This is a genomic window from Vibrio nereis NBRC 15637, from assembly GCF_001591105.1.
Classification (GTDB): domain Bacteria; phylum Pseudomonadota; class Gammaproteobacteria; order Enterobacterales; family Vibrionaceae; genus Vibrio; species Vibrio nereis.
On record NZ_BCUD01000024.1, the window covers coordinates 18,155 to 40,199 of the forward strand.

Annotated in this window: 19 protein-coding genes; 11 read left to right on the forward strand and 8 right to left on the reverse strand. The window is 47.7% G+C overall.

The window, feature by feature from the left end; translation table 11 throughout:
- Position 1: 1 nt before the first annotated feature.
- Both VNE01S_RS17405 and frdA read right to left on the reverse strand, forming a co-directional pair.
- Positions 2-760: a succinate dehydrogenase/fumarate reductase iron-sulfur subunit gene (locus VNE01S_RS17405; protein ID WP_053396519.1), complete on the reverse strand. Its 759-nt coding sequence runs from the start codon at positions 758-760 to the stop codon at positions 2-4.
- Positions 760-2,577, reverse strand: coding sequence for a fumarate reductase (quinol) flavoprotein subunit (frdA, locus tag VNE01S_RS17410; RefSeq protein WP_053396520.1), 1,818 nt, complete (start codon positions 2,575-2,577; stop codon positions 760-762). The genes VNE01S_RS17405 and frdA overlap by 1 nt, the downstream gene beginning before the upstream one ends.
- Positions 2,578-2,977: 400 nt before the next feature.
- On the opposite strand from frdA, the gene epmA reads away from it, so the two are divergent.
- From epmA to cysE, 5 genes are all read left to right on the forward strand, one after another.
- Positions 2,978-3,943, forward strand: coding sequence for an elongation factor P--(R)-beta-lysine ligase (gene epmA, locus VNE01S_RS17415; RefSeq protein ID WP_053396521.1), 966 nt, complete (start codon positions 2,978-2,980; stop codon positions 3,941-3,943).
- A gap of 144 nt (positions 3,944-4,087) precedes the next feature.
- Positions 4,088-4,522, forward strand: a complete 435-nt coding sequence (locus VNE01S_RS17420; protein ID WP_053396522.1) for a rhodanese-like domain-containing protein — start codon at positions 4,088-4,090, stop codon at positions 4,520-4,522.
- 158 nt (positions 4,523-4,680) lie between these two features.
- Complete coding sequence (secB, locus tag VNE01S_RS17425; RefSeq protein WP_053396523.1) at positions 4,681-5,151, forward strand: protein-export chaperone SecB; 471 nt, start codon at positions 4,681-4,683, stop codon at positions 5,149-5,151.
- 172 nt (positions 5,152-5,323) lie between these two features.
- Positions 5,324-6,358, forward strand: coding sequence for an NAD(P)H-dependent glycerol-3-phosphate dehydrogenase (gene gpsA / locus VNE01S_RS17430; RefSeq protein ID WP_053396524.1), 1,035 nt, complete (start codon positions 5,324-5,326; stop codon positions 6,356-6,358).
- A gap of 36 nt (positions 6,359-6,394) precedes the next feature.
- Positions 6,395-7,216: a serine O-acetyltransferase gene (gene cysE, locus VNE01S_RS17435; protein ID WP_053396525.1), complete on the forward strand. Its 822-nt coding sequence runs from the start codon at positions 6,395-6,397 to the stop codon at positions 7,214-7,216.
- A 137-nt stretch (positions 7,217-7,353) separates the two neighbouring features.
- Here the strand turns inward: cysE and VNE01S_RS17440 are convergent, their stop codons facing one another.
- From VNE01S_RS17440 to argE, 3 genes are all read right to left on the reverse strand, one after another.
- Positions 7,354-7,893, reverse strand: a complete 540-nt coding sequence (locus VNE01S_RS17440) for a PadR family transcriptional regulator (RefSeq protein WP_053396526.1) — start codon at positions 7,891-7,893, stop codon at positions 7,354-7,356.
- A gap of 432 nt (positions 7,894-8,325) precedes the next feature.
- Positions 8,326-10,959, reverse strand: a complete 2,634-nt coding sequence (gene ppc, locus VNE01S_RS17445) for a phosphoenolpyruvate carboxylase (protein ID WP_053396527.1) — start codon at positions 10,957-10,959, stop codon at positions 8,326-8,328.
- Positions 10,960-11,258: 299 nt separating this feature from the next.
- On the reverse strand, positions 11,259-12,395 hold the full coding sequence (gene argE, locus VNE01S_RS17450) for an acetylornithine deacetylase (protein ID WP_053396528.1): 1,137 nt from the start codon (positions 12,393-12,395) through the stop codon (positions 11,259-11,261).
- Positions 12,396-12,550: 155 nt separating this feature from the next.
- Here argE and argC point away from each other — a divergent pair, with 155 nt between their 5' ends.
- The 4 genes from argC to argH all read left to right on the forward strand — a co-directional run bounded on the left by argC (position 12,551) and on the right by argH (position 17,800).
- Positions 12,551-13,555 carry an N-acetyl-gamma-glutamyl-phosphate reductase gene (gene argC / locus VNE01S_RS17455; protein ID WP_053396529.1) on the forward strand — a complete coding sequence of 335 codons (1,005 nt, stop codon included), beginning with the start codon at positions 12,551-12,553 and terminating at the stop codon, positions 13,553-13,555.
- A gap of 23 nt (positions 13,556-13,578) precedes the next feature.
- The gene (gene argB, locus VNE01S_RS17460) at positions 13,579-14,370 is read left to right on the forward strand and encodes an acetylglutamate kinase (RefSeq protein WP_053396530.1); all 792 of its coding nucleotides are present in this window, start codon (positions 13,579-13,581) and stop codon (positions 14,368-14,370) included.
- 85 nt (positions 14,371-14,455) lie between these two features.
- The gene (locus tag VNE01S_RS17465; RefSeq protein ID WP_053396531.1) at positions 14,456-15,670 is read left to right on the forward strand and encodes an argininosuccinate synthase; all 1,215 of its coding nucleotides are present in this window, start codon (positions 14,456-14,458) and stop codon (positions 15,668-15,670) included.
- Positions 15,671-15,925: 255 nt separating this feature from the next.
- Positions 15,926-17,800, forward strand: a complete 1,875-nt coding sequence (gene argH / locus VNE01S_RS17470; RefSeq protein ID WP_053396532.1) for an argininosuccinate lyase — start codon at positions 15,926-15,928, stop codon at positions 17,798-17,800.
- 153 nt (positions 17,801-17,953) lie between these two features.
- On the opposite strand, the gene VNE01S_RS18965 is transcribed toward argH, so the two are convergent.
- The gene (locus tag VNE01S_RS18965) at positions 17,954-18,211 is read right to left on the reverse strand and encodes a DUF3624 domain-containing protein (RefSeq protein ID WP_082331715.1); all 258 of its coding nucleotides are present in this window, start codon (positions 18,209-18,211) and stop codon (positions 17,954-17,956) included.
- 66 nt (positions 18,212-18,277) lie between these two features.
- Between VNE01S_RS18965 and VNE01S_RS17475 the strand changes: the two genes are divergently transcribed.
- Positions 18,278-18,625 carry a RidA family protein gene (locus tag VNE01S_RS17475; protein ID WP_053396533.1) on the forward strand — a complete coding sequence of 116 codons (348 nt, stop codon included), beginning with the start codon at positions 18,278-18,280 and terminating at the stop codon, positions 18,623-18,625.
- Positions 18,626-18,678: 53 nt separating this feature from the next.
- Here the strand turns inward: VNE01S_RS17475 and VNE01S_RS17480 are convergent, their stop codons facing one another.
- Both VNE01S_RS17480 and VNE01S_RS17485 read right to left on the reverse strand, forming a co-directional pair.
- Entirely contained in the window at positions 18,679-20,136 is a 1,458-nt protein-coding gene (locus VNE01S_RS17480; protein WP_053396534.1) for a dihydrolipoyl dehydrogenase, read from the reverse strand.
- Positions 20,137-20,260: 124 nt separating this feature from the next.
- Entirely contained in the window at positions 20,261-20,989 is a 729-nt protein-coding gene (locus VNE01S_RS17485) for a glutathione peroxidase (protein WP_053396535.1), read from the reverse strand.
- A gap of 168 nt (positions 20,990-21,157) precedes the next feature.
- Between VNE01S_RS17485 and oxyR the strand changes: the two genes are divergently transcribed.
- Positions 21,158-22,045, forward strand: a complete 888-nt coding sequence (gene oxyR / locus VNE01S_RS17490) for a DNA-binding transcriptional regulator OxyR (RefSeq protein ID WP_053396536.1) — start codon at positions 21,158-21,160, stop codon at positions 22,043-22,045.

Sequence of the window (22,045 nt, forward strand, 5' to 3'; positions counted from 1 at the left end):
CTTATACCTCCTCTTTGGCTGGGGTGCCATCTGGCTTCAACATCGCAATCACAAAGTCCATAGAGGACTCCACTTTGCCTTGGTTGACCGCTGCTGCTGGGTCGACGTTTTTCGGGCATACTTCAGAGCAGTAACCCACGAACGTACAGCCCCAAGCGCCGTTTTCACCGTTAATCAACTTCATTCGCTCATCTTTACCGTTGTCACGGCTATCTAAGTTGTAGCGATGTGCAAGGGTCAGTGCTGCAGGGCCAATAAACTCTGGGTTGAGGCCAAACTGAGGGCAGGCGGCGTAACAAAGACCACAGTTAATGCAGCCAGCGAATTGTTTGTACTTCGCCATTTGCTCTGGGGTCTGTAAGTTGGTGCCGTCTTCTGGTGTACGATCGTTACCGATGATGTATGGCTTGATCGCTTCTAGGCGTTCAATGAACGGCGTCATATCGACGATCAGATCTTTTTCTATCGGGAAGTTCGCCAAGGGTTCGATCTTCACGCCAGAAGGGTAGTCGCGCAGAAAACTCTTACACGCTAGCTTGGGTACGCCATTGACCATCACACCGCACGATCCGCAGATCGCCATACGGCAAGACCAGCGATAAGACAGATCTTTGTCTAAGTTATCTTTGATGTAACCAATGGCATCGAGTACCGACATGGTTTCGTCAAACGGTACTTCGAACGTTTGTAGGTGTGGTTCTGCATCGTGCTCAGGGTCATAACGCAGGATGTCGACTTTTTGAATGCGATTTGCTGACATTATGCTTGCTCCTCTGCATTATTTTCTGATGCTTGTGCCGCTTCTTCTGCGGCCGCTTTTTCTGCCGCTTCACCATACAGGCGGGCTTTTGGCTGTGACTTAGTGATAGTGACATTACTGTAGTCGATGCTTGGAGCCGATTCTGGTTGGTAGAAAGCAAGCGAGTGTTTTAGGAAGTTTTCGTCATCACGGTCTGCGCAGCCCTCATCCAAGCGCTGGTGCGCACCACGGGATTCTTTACGCAAAATCGCCGAGTGCACCATGGCTTCAGCCACCTCAAGACCGTAACCGACTTCGATGGCATAGAGCAGATCGGTATTGAACACTTTGCCTTTGTCTTTAATGCTGATGCGTTTGTAGCGTTCTTTTAGCTCTGCGAGCTTTTCGATTGTCGCTTGCATCAGGTCTTCTTGACGGTAGATGCCACAGCCAGCTTCCATGGTATGGCCCATTTCAGTGCGGATATCGGCCCAGTTCTCGTCGCCTTCTTGCTGCATCAATGCTTGGATACGCTCTTCTACCGCCTTGACTTGTGCAGTAATGGCGTCTTCGTTCCAGCCTTTGAATTCCGCTGCACGTTGAACCGCTTGCTCACCTGCAACGCGGCCAAATACCACGAATTCAGCCAACGAGTTTGAGCCCAAACGGTTCGCACCGTGCAAACCAACCGAGGCACATTCGCCCACCGCAAACAGACCTTTAATGCGCGTTTCACATTGTTTGTCGGTTTCAATACCGCCCATGGTGTAGTGAACCGTCGGACGGATTGGAATAGGTTCTTTTGCTGGGTCAACGTTGACGTAAGCTTTCGCCAGTTCACAGATGAACGGTAGGCGTTCTTGCAGGTACTCTTCACCCAAATGACGAAGATCGAGATGTACCACATCACCGAGTGGGTGTTTGATGGTGTTGCCTTTTTGCTGTTCGTGCCAGAACGCTTGTGACACTTTGTCGCGAGGACCCAGCTCCATGTATTTGTTCTTCGGCTCACCCACTGGCGTTTCCGGACCCATGCCATAGTCTTGCAGGTAACGATAGCCATCTTTGTTGACGATGATACCACCTTCACCACGGCAACCTTCGGTCATCAGAATGCCCGTTCCCGGTAAACCGGTTGGGTGGTATTGAACGAATTCCATGTCACGCAGCGGAACACCATGACGGTACGCCATTGCCATACCATCGCCAGTCACAATGCCGCCATTGGTATTACAGTGATAAACACGGCCAGCGCCACCGGTAGCAAGCACAACCGATTTGGCTTTGATGGTGATGAGTTCACCTTCAGACATGTGGATCGCGATAAGGCCTTGTACTTCACCGTCGTCAACGATTAGGTCTACCACAAAGTATTCGTCAAAGCGTTTGATGTTGTCGTACTTCATCGAAGTTTGGAATAGGGTGTGAAGCATATGGAAGCCAGTTTTGTCCGCGGCAAACCAAGTGCGTTCAACCTTCATTCCACCGAAGCGGCGCACATTGACCTCGCCATTTTCTTTACGGCTCCAAGGGCAACCCCATTGCTCCATTTGGATCATTTCACGAGTGGCGTTTTCTACGAAGTACTCAACGACATCTTGCTCACACAACCAGTCACCACCGCCAACCGTGTCGTTGAAGTGGTTATCTAGGCTATCTTCCTCTTTGACAACGGCTGCGGAGCCACCTTCTGCGGCCACCGTATGGGAGCGCATAGGATACACTTTCGAAATCAGTGCGACTTCTAGTTCAGGGTTTGCTTCAGCTGCTGCAATAGCAGTGCGAAGACCAGCGCCGCCAGCGCCGATGACTGCGATATCTGTGGTAATTGTTTTCACAGTTATCCTCCAGTGTGAAATTGCGGTGGTGCCCGCTTGTTATTGTTAATTCGGGGCAAGACTCCCCAAAAGTGGTAGAACTAGTGTAGAAGAGCAACTTTATAGAAAAATTGATGTATTTAGGTTTTTGCTGCGGAAATGCATGCAAGAGCATAGAAAATATAGGATATGTGATAGTTATCACGGCGACTGTTTTAATGGACTTAATTACTAGTAACGGCTTGTGTTACGGCGCTGTTACTGATGATGGTTTGGTATTGTTATTGCCAATATGGCAGGAGGTGAATTATTGTCTGTAGTACGTTTTTAGTGCGCTGGTGGTCTTGAAAACTCTGCTTGCAAAGGGTGTAAATAGTGGTAATTTTTGCCGGAATTTGAAAGGTTGAGGTAGAGAACAAAGATGAACTGGCAACCCACAGCAACGATTGAGCAGCTTAAGCAAAGAGCCGATATTGTTCAGACTATTCGCCAATTTTTTGCGCAGCGGAATGTGATGGAAGTCGACACCCCGGCGATGAGCCATGCCACGGTAACGGATATTCACTTGCATACATTCCAAACCGAATTTGTGGGCCCAGGTTACGCTGATGGCCGAAAACTGTACTTTATGACAAGCCCTGAGTTTCATATGAAACGACTGTTGGCTGCCGGAAGTGGCTGCATTTATCAGATCTGTAAATCGTTTCGCAATGAGGAAAATGGCCGCTATCACAACCCAGAATTCACCATGTTAGAGTGGTATCGAGTGGGGTTTGACCACCACCAACTGATGGATGAAATGGATGCCATGCTCCAACTGGTTTTACAATGTGGTCAAGCAGAACGAATGACTTACCAGCAAGCCTTTCTTAAGGTACTTGGTGTTTGCCCACTGGAAGCCTCAATGGCTGAGTTAAAGACAGCCGCCGCCTCTCTAGGCTTAAGTGATATTGCCGATCCTGAAGACGATCGCGATACACTGCTACAGCTGTTATTTAGTGTCGGTGTGGAAGAGAAGGTTGGTCAGAGCGTGCCCGTGTTTGTGTATGACTTTCCTGCCTCTCAGGCGGCATTAGCCAAAATTAATGCGCAAGATCCTCGTGTTGCTGATAGGTTTGAGGTTTACTTTAAAGGTATTGAGTTAGCTAATGGTTTTCACGAGCTGGATAACCCGAAAGAGCAACTGAAGCGCTTTGAAGAAGACAACGCCAAGCGAATCGAGATGGGGATAGCAACTCAGCCGATTGATCATCACCTTATCGCAGCGCTGGAGTCTGGCTTACCACAATGTGCAGGAGTGGCGCTGGGGGTCGATCGCTTGATAATGCTGTCACTGGAGTGTGATCATATTGATCAAGTGACGGCGTTTCCGTTCCCAATCGCGTAAGGAAATGTGCAACAGATTCTTATTCTGAGTGCTTTTGACTCGCGCAGGGTCTTTATCCTCGTTATACTCCCAATCTGAATTTTAGCCTAGGGCTGTCTTATACCAAGCGTGTAGCGGCAGCTCTATCATCGAAGAGCACAGGACATGCAAGAGTACATCGCATTTTTTCAAGAGAACATGATTCTTTCTCTGGTATGGGTAGGTCTATTGATTGCCCTTATCGCGAACATCGTGAAATCAGCCACAGCTGCATACAAAGAAATCTCGGTAACGGAAGTCACCACACTATTAAACCGTGAGAACGGGGTAGTGGCTGATACGCGTACTCAAGAAGAATTCCGCAAAGGTCATATTACCGATGCAGTTCACATTTTACCTTCTGATATTAAAGCGGGTAACTTTGGTAACCTTGAAAGCCGTAAATCTGACCCAATCATTGTGGTATGCAAATCAGGTCAGACAGCTCAAGAGAGCGCGAACCTTCTAGCAAAAGCTGGCTTTGAAAAAGTAAGCGTGCTTAAGAATGGTCTGATTGCCTGGAACGAAGCGAATCTACCGCTGGTAAAAGGTAAAAAGTAATTTACTCGCAGATTACTCGAAACGCTGATTGAAAAGTCAGCGTTTAACTTAGAGAGATGTGAACACTTCCACGAATTTTAGTGGAATCCTAGTCTTAGTTCCCTCTCTCAGTTAGTCTCGAAACAGACTATTAATTCAAGGATTTAAGGATTTTTAAAATGGCTGAAGCAGCACCGCAACAAGAAGCTCAAAACTTCGCAATTCAACGTATCTTCCTAAAAGACGTATCGTTCGAAGCGCCAAACTCACCAGCTATGTTCCAAAAAGAGTGGAACCCAGATGTGAAACTGGATCTTGATACTCAAAGCCGTGAGCTTGGTGAAGGTGTATACGAAGTCATTCTGCGCCTAACGGTAACAGTGAAAAACGCAGAAGAAACAGCGTTCCTATGCGAAGTGCAACAAGGCGGTATTTTCACGGCTGAGAAGATGGAAGCGGGCCAACTAGCACATTGTCTAGGCGCATTCTGCCCGAACATTCTATTCCCATATGCTCGTGAAACTATTTCTAGCCTAGTGGTTAAAGGTACGTTCCCTCAACTGAACCTAGCACCAGTTAACTTTGACGCTCTGTTTATGAACTACCTACAGCAACAAGCACAGCAAGACGAAGGTCAAGCTGAGGCTTAATTCGCTTTCTCTGAGCCTTCAGAGAGTGAAGAAATGCACAGAGCATCTATTATTTTGATGCGATGTGCATTTTTTGTTTTCAACACATAGGCAAGAGCTTAATTCTTACTGTCCTTAAAGAAGGGCAATAAGAACTGGATTCTAGTCAATTACACGACAATCAGGCGGAACAATGACAGATAAAAATACCAATAATGCTTACGGTAAAGAGATTTCGATGACCGTTTTAGGCGCGGGTTCTTACGGTACCTCGTTGGCGATTTCATTAGCGCGTAATGGTGCTAATGTGGTGATCTGGGGACATGATCCACAGCATATGGAGCGTCTAGAGTCTGATCGCGCGAATCATGAGTTTTTGCCTGGGATTGAGTTTCCGGAATCACTGATTGTTGAGTCTGATCTAGAAAAAGCCGTTCAAGCGAGCCGAGATCTGCTGGTCGTGGTACCCAGTCATGTTTTTGGCATTGTCCTGAACAATGTTAAGCCATTCCTGCGTCAAGATTCACGCATATGCTGGGCAACGAAAGGGCTAGAGCCTGAGACTGGTCGATTGCTCAAAGATGTCGCTCACGATGCGCTAGGTGAAGGTTATTCGCTGGCTGTGTTGTCTGGTCCTACGTTCGCAAAAGAACTGGCGATGGGCATGCCAACGGCGATTTCGGTTGCCTCTCCTGATTCGCAGTTTGTGGCGGACCTACAAGAAAAAATCCACTGCAGTAAAACGTTCCGTGTGTATGCCAACAGCGACTTTATCGGCATGCAGCTGGGTGGTGCGGTGAAGAACGTTATCGCCATCGGTGCGGGAATGTCTGACGGTATTGGCTTTGGTGCCAATGCGCGCACGGCATTGATCACTCGTGGCTTGGCGGAAATGACGCGTCTTGGTACTGCTCTTGGCGCCCAAACAGAAACCTTTATGGGTATGGCTGGTTTGGGTGATTTAGTACTAACATGTACAGATAACCAATCACGCAACCGTCGCTTTGGGCTCGCGTTGGGGCAAGGTAAGGATGTTGATACCGCACAGACAGAAATTGGGCAGGTGGTTGAAGGCTATCGCAATACCAAAGAGGTTTGGTTGTTGTCTCAGCGCATGGGTGTAGAGATGCCAATTGTTGATCAAATTTATCAAGTATTGTATCAAGGAAAAGATGCAAGACTGGCAGCAAAAGATCTGCTGGCGCGAGATAAGAAAGCGGAAGCATAAGTTCGCTGACACAATATCTAGGGATTAGGAACTTTAATGAAACATTGTGAAAAACAGAAAGTCTGGCAAGCCATTGTTCGCGAAGCGCGTGAGCTGTCTGATCAAGAGCCCATGCTAGCGAGCTTCTACCATGCGACTATCATTAAACATGATAGCCTAGCTTCAGCACTGAGTTACATTCTTGCTAATAAGCTAAAAACCCCATCAATGCCTGCAATGGCGGTACGTGAGGTGGTAGAAGAAGCCTTTAATGCGGACTCGACAATCACAGAGGCCGCAGCTTGTGATATCTGTGCTACAGTGAATCGAGATCCTGCCGTTTCTATGTATTCAATGCCGCTTCTATACTTAAAGGGTTACCATGCCCTGCAAGGCTATCGTGTGGCGAACTGGCTTTGGAGTCAGGGGCGTATTGCGCTGGCTACCTATCTGCAAAATCAGATTTCCGTGGCGTGTCAGGTTGATATTCATCCCGCCGCTCAGATTGGCCGAGGCATTATGCTTGACCACGCAACAGGTATTGTTATTGGTGAAACAGCCGTCGTCGGGAATGATGTGTCGATTCTTCAGGATGTGACCCTAGGTGGTACTGGTAAAGAATGCGGTGACCGTCACCCGAAAATCCGTGAAGGCGTGATGATCGGTGCGGGTGCTAAAATATTAGGTAATATCGAAGTGGGCGAGGGTGCTAAAATTGGCTCTTGCTCGGTTGTGCTTCAACCCGTTCCTGAACATACTACGGTTGCTGGTGTTCCCGCGAAAATTGTTGGGCGTCCTAAAACGGACAAACCTTCTTTGGATATGGACCAGCAGTTTAATGGTAAATCTCAGACCTTTATGGGTGGTGATGGCATTTAACCATTGCTCAGAACAAGACAGAACAGAAATAAAAAGAGCTAACCTTGGGTTAGCTCTTTTTATATTAGGGGGGTTCGAAGTTATCCTCGCTAAGGAAGTGATTACATTAACGACAACTTCGATAACTCATTTTATGTTTATGCGAGTGCTTCTAGCTCAGCTAGAACTTCTTCCGCCCATTCAATCCAAGCTTGACGAATCAACAAGTTACGACGAAGTGTGAGTCGCTCAAAGCGTTGTTGTTTGTCTAACGTTGCTGGCGTTGAGTAGTACGCGTTTTCAATTTCTTGGTAATGCGCCACTAATCTGCGAGATTCTTCTACGAGCTCTGCTAGCTGCACTCGGTATGGTTCTGATGGTTGAACAGCACATGCCATCAATTTCGCAGAAAACTCATCGCGAACTGTTGGGTGCGCAGTCGGTTGATCAAACCATTCACCAAGAGCTGTGCGGCCTGCGTCAGTAATTGAGTAAACTTTTCGGTCTGGTTTACCTTCCTGAGGTTCTAGCACACAAGTGACTAAGTCATGCTGAGCCATCTTATTTAGCTCGCGATACACTTGCTGGTGGCTGGCTTTCCAGAAGTAACCGATAGTAGCAGAAAATTCTTTGGTGATATCGTAACCAGTTGCATCGCGTGTGCTCAGAACGGTTAGAATTACGTGTGGTAATGACATGTCTTCAATCCAAATTGGTCAATAAACTTCAAATAAATCTGCTTAGGTACTGTTGTGCTTCTATGGCACTTGTCATCAGTAAAAAATTTTAAGCAGTGCCAACAATGTTGGCCATGTCACCTTAAAAAGCCGTTTATCACCTAGATCGAGACTTCATGTTTCTCGAGGCGCTGTACTATGAGTTTTGTTATTAGTGGTACAGCAGGCGAGTAGTATATCTAAATAATAAGCATAAAGTAGAATAGACGGACAAAATAGACCGAAAAAATTATAATTATCTTAATATTTTTATGTTTTAGATATTAAGTTCGATGTTGTGGTTTTTTATGTCCCACTAGTGGTGATTGTATCTACAATTTAAGTGTGGGCGTTGTGGGATAAAAAGAAGGTTGGCACAGGGGCCAACCTTCTTTTTGGTGATTCAATGGAGTCTTAACCTGTATTTCGCATACCAGCCGCGATACCTGCAATAGTCACCATTAAAGCTTCTTCGAGCTCATTAGACGTCTCTTCGGTCTGGCGAGTACGGTATAAGAGTTCGGCCTGGAGCATGTTCAAGGGCTCTACGTAAATATTACGTAGGCGGATAGACTCCTGCCCCCAAGGGTCGCTCTGCATCAAGTTCTCGTTGTTTTCTACATTCAGCACCGTTTTGATGTCTTTCTGTAGTTGAGCGCGCAGACGATCGCCCAGCGGTAACAGTTCTGGATCGGCGAGGCGCTCATCGTAGTAACGAGAAATCTCGATATTACACTTGCTATACACCATTTCGAGCATGCCTAGGCGAGTCGAGAAGAATGGCCATTCACGGCACATTTCTTCCAGCAATGCTTGCTGGCCTTGGTCAACAGAGTATTGAATGGCTTCGCCAGCCCCCAGCCATGCTGGCAGAACAAGACGGTTTTGGCTCCATGAGAAAATCCAAGGGATAGCTCGTAGGCTTTCCACTCCCCCTTTAGGGTTACGTTTGGCCGGACGAGAACCCAAAGGCAATTTACCTAACTCTAGTTCCGGTGTAGCTTGGCGGAAATAAGGCACGAAGTCAGGTTCGCCGCGCACTACCTTACGGTAGGCCTCACAGCTGACGTCTGACAGCACATTCATCAGGTTACGCCATTCTTGTTTTGGCTCTGGTGGCGGCAATAGGTTGGCCTCTAGGATGGCGCTCGCGTACAGGTTGAAACTGTTCACCGCTACTTCAGGTAGACCAAGCTTAAAGCGGATCATTTCCCCTTGTTCGGTCACGCGCAGACCACCTTTAAGGCTCTTCGGTGGCTGAGAAAGTAGGGCTGCGTGGGCAGGAGCACCGCCGCGACCAATCGTACCGCCGCGACCGTGGAATAAGGTCAGCTCAATGCCGGCTTCTTCCGCGACATTCACCAACGATTCCATCGCGTGGTATTGCGCCCAACCAGCCGACATCACGCCCGCATCTTTGGCTGAATCTGAATAGCCAATCATGACCATCTGGTGGTTTTGAATAAAGCCACGGTATAGGTCGATGTTCATCAGTTGCGTGATCACCGATTCTGCGTTGTTTAAGTCTTCTAGGGTTTCGAACAGAGGACACACGTCCATGCGGTACGGGCAGCCTGACTCTTGTAGGAGTAAGTGTACTGCGAGCACATCTGACGCGGTGCGAGCCATTGAAATCACGTAAGCACCAAAGGCTTCGCGCGGCTGAAGAGCAATAATCTTACAGGTGTCTAAAACCTCTTTAACCGGCTCTGATGGTTCCCAATCACGCGGTAGCAGTGGACGCTTCGATGCCAGCTCATTGGTTAAGAAGGCGATCTTGTCTTGCTCGCTCCACTGATCGTAGTCACCAATGCCTAGGTAGCGGGTTAGCTCTGACAGTACATCTGAATGACGAGTGCTTTCTTGACGGATATCCAAGCGAACCAGGTGAACACCGAACGCTTTAATTCGGCGCAGGGTATCAAGCAGTGAGCCATCGGCGATGATGCCCATGCCGCACTCATGCAAAGACTGGTAACATGCGTACAGCGGTTCCCACAACTGTTCTACACGTTGTAGAGGCGCTTTCACTGCCAGTTTTTGTCCGTTTACTTTTGCGTCCAGAATTTCTTTGGTTTCTGTCAGCAGAGAACGTAGCCCTTTTAATACCGCGCGGTAAGGTTCGTGCTCATTGTCACCAGCTAATGCGCGAACTGCTTCGTTGCAGCGCGTCATTGACAGTTCGCTGACCAGCTCATTCACATCATTGAGATAAAGATCCGCCGCTTTCCAACGCGACAGCAGCATGACTTCACGGGTCACAGTATGTGTGACGAATGGGTTGCCGTCTCGGTCACCGCCCATCCATGATGAGAAGTGAACAGGGCGCGCATCGATCGGTAGGCCTTCATCCAAGTAGTCTTTTAGGCGGCCATCCATTTCACGCAGGAAGTCAGGTACCGCTTCCCACAGCGAGTTTTCAACCACCGCGAAACCCCATTTGGCTTCGTCTAGTGGGGTTGGGCGTTGCTTACGAATGGTGTCGGAATGCCACCCCTGAGCGATAAGCTGTTCTAAGCGACGTTCCGTCTTTTGACGTTCTTTGACTGACAGGTCACCCAGCTCCAGTTTAGATAAGCACTCATTGATTTTGACCAGCTTGTTGATCATGGTACGTCGAGTGATCTCGGTTGGGTGTGCGGTGAGAACCAGTTCAATATTGAGATCACGGACGGCTTGTGCGGTATCCAGTTTGCTGATTTTATTTTCGCTTAATTTTGCAAACAGAGAATTGATGGCATCTGGTTCGCAGACGTGAGCATCGCAGTGACGAGAGATAGTATGGTACTGCTCTGCCATGTTGGTCAGGTTTAGAAATTGGTTGAAAGCATGAGCAACCGGGGTCAGTTGATCATTTGGCAGGTGCTTAATTTCTTCAATTAAGCTCTCCCTGTCGGCTTCATTTCCAGAGAGAGCGGATTTAGAAAGTTTACGAATCGTTTCTACCTTCTCTAGAAGTTCTTCACCATGTGCGTCCTTGATGGTGTTCCCGAGCAAATGTCCAAGCATGCTCACATTGCTTCTGAGTGCAGAGTATTTCTCATTCATTGTCATCCTGCCTTGTAAAAAAATTACATCCAATGTTCTTTTGTTGATGCTCCAATCTAGCTAAAAATGTCGCGCCGAGTCAATTATCGCATGCAAAGTTTGCAAATATTGTTCAATTTGGAGTGGTTTAAATATGCCACCGTTTTGACTAAATTATGTTGAAAATTTATTACAAAATTAAATAGAGCTGATGTTACGCTGAACCATAGATTGGTTGTCGAACTAATTATGCTGTTGTGGCTGCCCCAATGCGGAGAAATTAAAAGAGGGGCGAAGAGAGGCCCCCTTGAAGGTGAGCACTAAAAGCAGTACTTATACATGGCTTTTGAAAGAATATTGATGGTTGGGTCAATAAACTCAAAGGCTAAGAACTCATCCGGCTGATGAGCTTGATCTATCGAGCCTGGCCCGAGTACCAGTGTTGGGCACAGCTCCTGTAGGAATGGCGCTTCCGTACAGTAGTTGACGGTTTGTGAGTCCGTTCCACAGATGTCTTCGACACCACCGATAAATGGGTGGTCGTGCTGACACTCAAATCCTGGGATGGCTTCATGCAACGGAACGACTTTGACCCGTCCTGGCCACTTGGCTTCGACTTCTTTGAGTGCTCCTCTCAACATATTGTCTAACCCATCTAAGCTGATCCCAGGCAGTGGGCGAACATCGTAGTGCAGCTCGCAGCAACCACAAATTCGGTTAGGGCTATCTCCACCATGAATATGACCTAAGTTCATCGTAGGGTTTGGGATCGCAAATCCCGGGTGGTGGTACTCTTTGATCAACTTGTCTCGTAGCTGCATGAGCGCAAACATCACTTCATGCATGATCTCAATCGCGTTGACGCCCAGCGATGGATCAGATGAGTGGCCAGATTTTCCCGTAATGCGGATGGCATTGGCAACGTGGCCTTTGTGGCCGCGAATTGGGACTAAGCTGGTGGGCTCACCGATAATGCAGTAGTCCGGTTTAAAAGGCGCATTTTGAGTAAAATGACGCGCGCCGAGCATGGTGGTTTCTTCATCGCAGGTAGCCAACACATAAAGCGGCTTGGTTTGTTTGCTCCAATCCACTTTTTTTACTGCTTCAATGATAAAGGCAAAGTAGCCCTTCATATCCGCGGTGCCTAAGCCATAAAAGCGATTGTCCGCTTCGGTTAGGGCATGGGGATCAAAATTCCAGCGTCCTTCATCAAATGGCACCGTATCACTGTGCCCCGCCAACAGCAGTCCACCTTCACCGCTGCCTTTCTTGGCAACTAAGTTTTGTTTGCCCGCTTCGACTTCCGTTACTTCAACCTCAAAGCCGACATCTTTCAGCCAAGTGGCGAGTTTTTCAATAACTTGCGCGTTCCCTTCATCCCAACTTGGATCCGTAGAGCTAATAGATGAGGTAGAAATCAGGCCGCTATAGACCTCTTTGAAACTGGGTAATTGCATAATTAGTTCACGTTCCCTGTTGACATAAATTCATTAAGAAGGTAAAACACATAATAAATCAGTTTTAATGAATAAAAAACCATTAAGTCTGTGTTTTGGTAAATTTGTAGTCACTATAGTGGTGGCTTTTTTTCAACAAAAAACGGATGTCTGAAATGCTAAAAACCACCATCATTGGCGCAAGTGGATACACAGGAGCAGAACTGGCTCTTATGGTTCACAAACACCCTGAACTTACGCTATCAGGTTTGTATGTCTCCGCCAACAGTGTCGATGCAGGTAAAAGCATTTCTGAGCTTCATCGTAAGCTGACCGGGCTTGTTGATGAGCCGGTACAGCCGTTAACGAATGTTGAACAAGTAGCCAAAAGCAGTGACGTAGTGTTTTTAGCGACGGCTCACGAAGTTAGCCACGACTTAGCTCAACAGTTTTTAGAGCAGGAATGTCAGGTGTTTGATTTGTCAGGTGCGTTCCGTGTTAAGCAAGAAGGTTTTTACCCTAAATATTACGGCTTTTCGCATAAGTATGACGTTTTATTGGATAACTCCGCATACGGCTTGGTGGAATGGAACGCTGAGGGTATCAAACAAAGCCCATTAATCGCGGTTCCAGGTTGCTACCCAACCGCGTCGCAACTGGCCATTAAACCGTTGTTAGAAAGTGGCTTAATCGACACGGCGCAGTGGCCTGTCATTAACGCGACCAGCGGTGTGAGTGGTGCAGGGCGCAAGGCGACAATGAACAACAGTTTTTGTGAAGTCAGCCTGAAGCCATATGGTGTGTTTAGCCACCGCCATCAACCAGAAATTGCGACGCATCTGGGCTGTGATGTCATCTTCACACCACATTTGGGCAACTTTAAACGCGGCATCTTAGCGACTATCACAATGAAGTTGGCTCAAGGTGCGACAGAGCAACAAGTGAATGCGGCGTTTGAATCGGCTTATCAAGGTAAGCCTGCGGTTCGCCTTCTAGGTGATGAGCTGCCAACGATTCAAAACGTTGAGAATACACCTTTCTGCGATATTGGCTGGAAGGTTCAAGGCGAGCACATCATCGTAGTGTCTGCGATTGATAACTTGCTAAAAGGTGCATCGAGTCAAGCGATGCAATGTTTAAACATCCACTTCGGATTTCCAGAATTAACTGCCCTTGTATAAGCAAGCCGGCAAAGGAAAAAGTGATGACAGATAACAATCAAACTCCATTAGTGATCAAATTAGGCGGTGCTGCACTGTCGTGTACTGAGACTCTAAGCAAGGTATTTGGCGCTGTAGCGCAATACCAAAAGCAGGCTCAGCGACGAATTGTGATCGTCCACGGAGGAGGTTATCTGGTGGACGATCTAATGAACAATCTTCAGCTGAAAACAGTGAAGAAAGATGGTCTACGTGTAACACCTTACGAGCAAATTGGTGTCATTGCGGGAGCGCTAGCAGGGACAGCAAACAAAATGCTGCAAGGCCAAGCAATCAAAGATGGTTTGAACGCCGTGGGTCTGAGCCTTGCCGATGGTGGTTTGTGTCAGGTGACTGAGCTTGACCCAGAGCTCGGTGCGGTCGGTAAAGCAACGCCGGGTAAATCGGATGTTTTGCAAGCTATTTTGTCGACAGGCGCGTTGCCCATCATCAGCTCAATTGGTCTAACCGACAATGGCCAAATGATGAACGTTAACGCAGACCAAGCGGCGGTAGCCGTTGCTGGGGCTTTGGATGCTGAACTGGTTTTACTGTCTGATGTAAGCGGTGTGCTAGATGGCAAAGGCCATTTGATCAAAAGCCTCAACCATTCGCAAGCGGAAGCCCTAATTAAAGGCCACGTGATTACCGACGGCATGATCGTCAAAGTGAATGCAGCGCTAGAAGCGGCAAACGACCTAGGTCGCCCGATTGAAGTCGCGACATGGCGCTACCCCGAGAAGCTCGCTGAGCTATTCGCTGGACAAAGTATTGGAACTCAATTCTTACCGCAGTAAGCGTTAAGAGATAAATATAAAACAAATAGGATGTACCCGTAGCACTGACCGCCAAGCGCAGCGCCGGGATTTTGGAGAAAAGAACATGAGCAAAGTTGAAGTAAATAAAGTAGTTGTCGCGTACTCTGGCGGTCTGGATACCTCAGTAATCATTCCATGGCTGAAAGAGAACTATGACTGTGAAGTGGTGGCGTTTGTTGCCGATGTCGGCCAAGGCGATGAAGAGCTGATTGGTATCGAAGACAAAGCGAAAGCGTCAGGTGCTTCGGAGTGTTATGTTGTCGACCTTAAAGAAGAGATGGTGGCAGATTACATCTACCCGACCTTAAAAACAGGCGCTTACTATGAAGGTAAATACCTGCTAGGTACGTCGATGGCGCGTCCAATCATCGCTAAAGCACAAGTAGAAGTTGCGCGTAAAGTAGGTGCAGACGCACTATGTCACGGTTGTACAGGTAAAGGTAACGACCAGGTTCGTTTTGAAGGTGCATTTGCAGCACTTGCACCTGACTTACACGTGATTGCTCCTTGGCGTGAGTGGGATCTAGTAAGCCGTGAAGAATGTTTGGATTACCTAGCGGAGCGTAACATCCCGTGTAGCGCGTCACTCACCAAAATCTACTCGCGTGATGCGAACGCATGGCACATCTCTACAGAAGGCGGCGTTCTGGAAGACACTTGGAATGCGCCGAACGAAGATTGCTGGGTGTGGACGGTGGATCCTGAGCAAGCACCAAATGAAGCGGAGTATGTCACTCTGCAAGTAGAACAAGGTGAAGTTGTGGCGGTTGATGGCGAGAAAATGACGCCATACAACACGCTGGTTTACCTAAATGAAAAAGGCTCGAAGCACGGTGTTGGTCGTATCGATATCGTAGAAAACCGTCTGGTTGGCATGAAATCTCGCGGTTGTTACGAAACTCCGGGAGGCACCATTATCATGGAAGCACTGCGTGCGGTTGAGCAATTGGTGCTGGACAAGTCGGCGTTTGAATTCCGTGAAGAGTTGGGCGTTAAAGCCTCGCACCTCGTGTACGATGGTCGTTGGTTCACACCGCTATGTAACTCCATCCTAGCGGCAACAGAAGAGCTGGCGAAAGACGTGAACGGTGAAGTTGTGGTTAAACTTTACAAAGGCCAAGCGACAGTGACTCAGAAACGTTCAGACAACAGCCTGTACTCAGAAGAGTTTGCAACGTTCGGTGATGATGATGTTTACGATCACAGCCATGCGGGTGGTTTCATCCGTCTTTACTCACTGTCTAGCCGCATCCGTGCGCTAAACAGTCAGAAGAAGTAACGCTCTGTAAATACTGACTTCTTGCTACTCGATCAAGCCCACCTGTTCTCAGGTGGGCTTTGTCATTTTTAGCGTACAGAAAACTGAACGAATTTGTCATGAATAAATATGTAAAAATAATGAATTAATACTTTATTTTTGTCTGAAATTGCCGTAACTTTGAACCATCAAAAAATACTGAATTCAATTCAGAGATTGTATAGTCAACATCGCTGTCAGTAACAGCAGCGAACACTGGTAATCAGGAGAAACGCGATGGCATTATGGGGCGGAAGATTTACCCAAGCAGCAGATACTAGATTCAAAGAATTCAACGATTCATTGCGCTTCGATTACCGATTGGCTGAGCAAGATATTGTTGGCTCAATTGCATGGTCTAAAGCACTGCTGTCTGTAGATGTGCTGAGTGAAGAAGAGCAACAAAAACTTGAGCTGGCGCTGAATGAGCTGAAACTTGAAGTGATGGAAGATCCGCATCAAATCCTACGTTCTGATGCTGAGGATATTCATTCATGGGTGGAGCAGCAACTGATCAGCAAAGTAGGTGACCTAGGCAAAAAACTGCACACTGGCCGTTCACGTAACGATCAGGTCGCGACAGATTTAAAACTGTGGTGTCGTCAACAAGGCCAGCAGTTATTGATAGCGCTTGACCGTCTGCAATCTCAGATGGTTTCAGTGGCAAAAGTGCACCAAGAAACGGTTCTGCCTGGCTACACACACTTGCAGCGTGCTCAGCCAGTCACATTTGCTCATTGGTGTTTGGCTTACGTTGAGATGTTTGAACGTGATTACTCGCGTTTAAACGATGCGATTGAGCGTTTAGATACTTGCCCACTCGGCTCGGGCGCATTGGCTGGTACGGCGTATTCTATCGATCGTGAGGCATTAGCGCATAACTTAGGTTTCCGCCGTGCAACTCGTAACTCTTTGGATTCAGTCTCTGACCGTGACCACGTGATGGAGCTGATGTCAGTGGCGTCTATCTCTATGCTGCACTTGTCGCGTCTTGCTGAAGATATGATTTTCTATAACTCGGGTGAATCAAACTTTATCGAGTTGGCGGATACTGTGACATCTGGCTCTTCTCTCATGCCGCAGAAGAAAAACCCAGATGCACTTGAGTTGATCCGTGGTAAAACTGGCCGTGTTTATGGTGCGCTATCCAGCATGATGATGACGGTGAAAGCCCTGCCGCTGGCATACAACAAAGACATGCAGGAAGATAAAGAAGGCCTGTTTGATGCGCTGGATACATGGAACGACTGTATGGAAATGGCCGCCCTGTGCTTTGATGGCATCAAGGTTAACGGTGAGCGTACTCTAGAAGCGGCGAAGCAAGGTTATGCTAACGCGACGGAACTGGCAGACTACCTCGTGGCGAAAGGCATTCCATTCCGTGAAGCGCACCATATTGTAGGTGTTGCGGTTGTGGGCGCGATTGCGAAGGGTTGCGCACTAGAAGAGTTGTCTATCGCTGAACTGAAAGAATTCTCGGATGTGATTGAAGCCGATGTGTATGACATCCTGACAATTGACTCGTGCCTCGAGAAACGTAGCGCCTTGGGGGGCGTATCGCCTAAGCAAGTCGCGTATGCGGTTGACCAAGCCGAGTCGCGTTTGATTAAGCGCGATACTTCTACCGTCAAAGTCCGTTCTGCGCGTTTAACCGATATTGAAGCACTCGAAGGTATGGTGGCGTACTGGGCCAACTTGGGTGAGAACCTACCGCGTTCTAGAAACGAGCTCGTGCGTGATATTGGTTCGTTTGCCGTGGCGGAGCATCATGGTGAAGTCACAGGGTGTGCGTCACTGTATATGTATGACTCTGGCTTGGCAGAAATTCGCTCTTTAGGCGTTGAAGCTGGCTGGCAGCATCAAGGGCAAGGTACTGCGATTGTGCAGTATCTGGTGGAAAAAGCGCGCCAGATGGCGATCAAGAAAGTGTTTGTGTTAACTCGCACACCAGAATTCTTTATGAAGCAAAGTTTCTTACCAACGTCGAAGTCGCTGTTGCCAGAAAAGGTACTCAAGGATTGCGAACAATGCCCACGTCAGCATGCGTGCGATGAGGTGGCCTTAGAAGTAAACTTAGTTGAAAAAGCGATTACGCGCTCAAACGTCGCGTAACTATCTGACTTGCAAGGTGCTCAAGAAAAGATCAAAAAAGATCGTTTATTTGGGGAACCTTCAATAAAAGGCAGGGTCTATAGAGGTACCACTGCTTTTTCTTAGACAAATCTAAGAGAGCCCCGGAACCGAAATTGGTTTTGGGGCTTTTTTCTATCTACGCTTTCCGATTCTTTGCCGCCAAGGCAGTAAGATGTAGCGCATCCAAAGGTGGAGTGCTAATAACGTGTTAAAAGCGAATGCTGCAAAGATCAGTGCAATAGACTCAATCGTTTTAGGGTTTTCTTGGCAAAGAAACCACCACACAAGCCAGCAAAGCACTGAAAGTACGGTAAGTTGGTTAATGCAACGCTGGCATCGGCCGATTTTTTCCCAAAACCAATGATGTTTCTCACAGTAATGACATGTCATGGTGATTAAATATTCTGTAACATACCCAGTCTTAGAATATCGTAACCCAACGTGAAAGTGAGAAAAATGATAGAACGTCAACAAACTAAACAGCGTATGAGCCGTATCGTCAAACACAATGGTGTGATCTACCTTTGTGGCCAAGTGTGTGCTGATGCGACGCAGGGTATTACAGAGCAAACTCAAACTATGCTGGATAAAGTGGAAGAGCTACTGCTAGAGGCGGGCAGTGACAAAGAGCACATGCTGTCTGCCACTATTTATCTAAAAGATATGCAGTACTTCCAAGAAATGAATGCCGTTTGGGATGCATGGGTACCGGAAGGCCACGCACCTGCGCGTGCGTGTGTCACTGCTGACATGGCACGTGATGCGCTATTGGTTGAAATCTCTGTGATTGCAGCCGAGAAGTAAAACAAAAAACGAGCCACATAGTTGGCTCGTTTTTATTTGTGGTTGGGTGCGGTTTAACAGCCTGGACCACAGTCTAAACAGTGTTTGATCATTTCTGGCCCTAAGTGCAGCTTCGCGTTTAAGTCGCGTAGTGCGGTGCGTACACCCTCTTCAATCACCGGGTGGTAAAACGGCATATCTAACATTTCGGAAACCGTCATCTTGTTTTGGTGTGCCCAAGCCAGTAGGTGAGCAAGGTGTTCTGCGTTTGGCCCCATCATTTCGGCACCCAAGAATCGACCAGTACCATGTTCACCGTACACGTGAAGCAATCCTTTATTTCTTAGCATCACCCTTGAGCGGCCTTGGCCTTCAAACGATACCTCACCGGTTTCGAAACAGCCACAAGCACCGAAGCGTGTTTGCAGTTGTTGGTAGCTTTCGCCGACCATCGCAATTTGTGGGTCGGAGAACACGGCCGAGATGGGAGAACGACGTAACCCCGCTCGAATATCAGGGAAACGACCTGCGTTGTCACCTGCGATTTTGCCTTGATCTGCCGCTTCGTGGAGCAGTGGCATCTGATTGCTGGCATCGCCCGCGATAAAGATACTCTCGACCGATGTTTGCAGCGTGAAGTGATCTGCGGTTGGGACGCCGCGTTCATCAAGCGCAATATTGGTGTTTTCAATTGCGAGCTTATCTACATTTGGGCGTCGGCCTGTGGCTGCAAGCACGTAGTCAACGACGAACGTTTCCAGTTCTCCATCATGGTTGATGAATTGGATTTCAACCTTGTCGCTGCCTTCTATGCGCTTCATACTTTCAACTTGCACGTCCGCATCCAAGTAAAATTCCTCTTGGAACGCTTTGTTGGCATAAGCCATGACTTCTGGGTCAGTCAGTGGTCCAACTTGACCCCCAAGACCGAATAGCTTCACTTTTACCCCTAGGCGGTGCAGTGCTTGGCCAAGTTCAAGGCCTATCACCCCAGGTCCAAATACCGCGACAGACTCAGGTAGGTCATCCCAGTCAAACACGTCATCGTTGATCACGAGACGATCGCCAAGTTCATTCCATACTGCTGGATAAGCAGGGCGAGAACCAGTCGCGATAACGACGCGTTTTGCTTTGATTTGTGTATGGTCGTCAACGATCAGCGTATTGTCGTCGACAAATTTCGCGTAGCCTGCAATTTTGTCTTCTGCAGGGATCTCATCCACTCCTTCCAAAACAAAGCCGACAAAGCGATCACGTTCGCGTTTGACTCGCTCCATCACCTCACGGCCATTGATTTCAATCTCACCTGTAGGGTGTATGCCAAAGCCTGGCGCTTTTTCTATTTGGTGAACACTTTCTGCGGCGGCAATCAGTAGCTTTGAAGGCATGCAACCCACGCGAGCACAGGTTGTTCCGTATGGACCACCTTCGATCATAACGACACTGTCTGTGTGTGCTTTTGCCGTTCGGTAAGCACCAAGACCGGCTGTACCACCACCAATAACGGCTACATCAACGTTTAACTGCTTCATATTTGACTCTCGTGTTGTATTCCCAAGCCGCATGACGTAATGCTTGGAGGAGTGAATTGGATATCAGGATTTGAACGACGTTCTTCCGATCCATGTTGAACTGGAAGAACGAAGCCTTAGAGTTTTAGCCTAGGAATGTTTCTAGTTCTTCGCTACCACCGATGTGTTGACCACCGATGAAGACTTGAGGAACCGTTGTACGACCTGAGATAGCACGTAGGCTGACAGTGGTTGCATCTTTACCTAGGATAACTTCTTCGTACTGAAGGCCTTTATCGATTAGGTTCTGTTTTGCTTTTGCACAGAACGGACAGCCCGGTTTAGTGAAGACAGTAATCGACTCTTGAGTTTTGTAATCTGGTGCAACGTAACCCAGCATAGTGTCCGCGTCTGATACTTTGAACGGGTCGCCTGGTTCGTTTGGTTCGATGAACATTTTCTCTACCACACCGTCTTTCACTAGCATGCTGTAACGCCATGAGCGCTTACCAAAGCCCAGGTCGTTCTTATCAACCAGCATGCCCATGCCGTCTGTGAACTCACCGTTACCGTCAGGAATGAAGGTGATGTTTTCGGCCTCTTGGTCTTCTTTCCATGCGTTCATGACAAAGGTGTCGTTGACCGATACACACAGAATTTCATCAACGCCGTGGTCTTTAAATACCGGGAACAGCTCGTTGTAGCGAGGCAAATGGCTTGATGAACAAGTTGGCGTAAATGCGCCTGGAAGACTAAATACGATGACCGTTTTACCTTTGAATAGTTCGTCGGTCGTTACGTTCACCCATTGATCTCCTTGACGAGTTGGGAAAGTAACTTGAGGGACGTTTTGGCCTTCTTTTGATTCGAACATAAATGATTTCCTTTTAATTTTTAAATGATTCGTTTAGAGCTTAACGCTTTCGTTCGCTCTGTTTCGTTTTGTTGAGCCCATTATTGAAAAAATTCTTTGATAGCTCTAATCGTTTGATGCTATGGTTTTGATAGTTAATTTCTATCTTTGTTATGAGTGGAAAGTGAAATGAATATTCGTGACTTTGAATATCTGGTTGCTTTGGCCGAACATAAGCATTTTCGTAAAGCCGCAGAAGCCTGTTTTGTCAGCCAACCTACGTTGAGTGGTCAAATCCGTAAATTGGAGGATGAGCTTGGCAGCACGCTTTTAGAGCGCAGCAGTCGCCGAGTGTTGTTTACAGACTCGGGTTTGCAGTTAGTAGAGCAGGCCAAACGTATCTTGAATGAAGTGAAAACATTTAAGGATATGGCCAATGGCCAAAGTGGTGAAATGACAGGGCCAATGCATATCGGTTTTATTCCGACGGTTGGTCCGTACATTTTGCCGCGCATTGTTCCTGCCCTGAAAGAGCAATTCCCGGACTTAGAGCTGTTTTTGCATGAAGCGCAAACGCATCAGCTTGTGAGTCAGTTGGAGGAAGGAAAGTTGGACTGCTTAGTACTGGCTTCTGTTGCTGAAACCGCACCGTTCAAAGAAATTGACGTCTATGACGAACCGATGCGTGTCGCGGTGCCGAGTGATCACGAGTGGGCGACACTCGATGAAGTGGATATGTTAGCGCTCAATGGGCGCACGGTACTGGCGCTTGGTGATGGCCACTGCTTGCGAGACCAAGCACTGGGCTTTTGTTTTGCCGCAGGTGCAAAAGATGATGAGCGCTTTAAAGCCACTAGCCTGGAAACGTTAAGGAATATGGTCGCTGCAGGGGCGGGGATTACCTTATTGCCAGAGCTCTCTTTACCAGATGAAAAGGAAAAAGATGGAGTGTGTTATGTCAAGGCAACCAATCCGGTGCCTTCTCGTCGACTTGTACTTGCCTATCGTCCCGGCTCTCCGCTGAGAGAGCGCTTTGAGAAACTTGCTGCTGCTATTCAATCTCGGCTAGTCGCATAA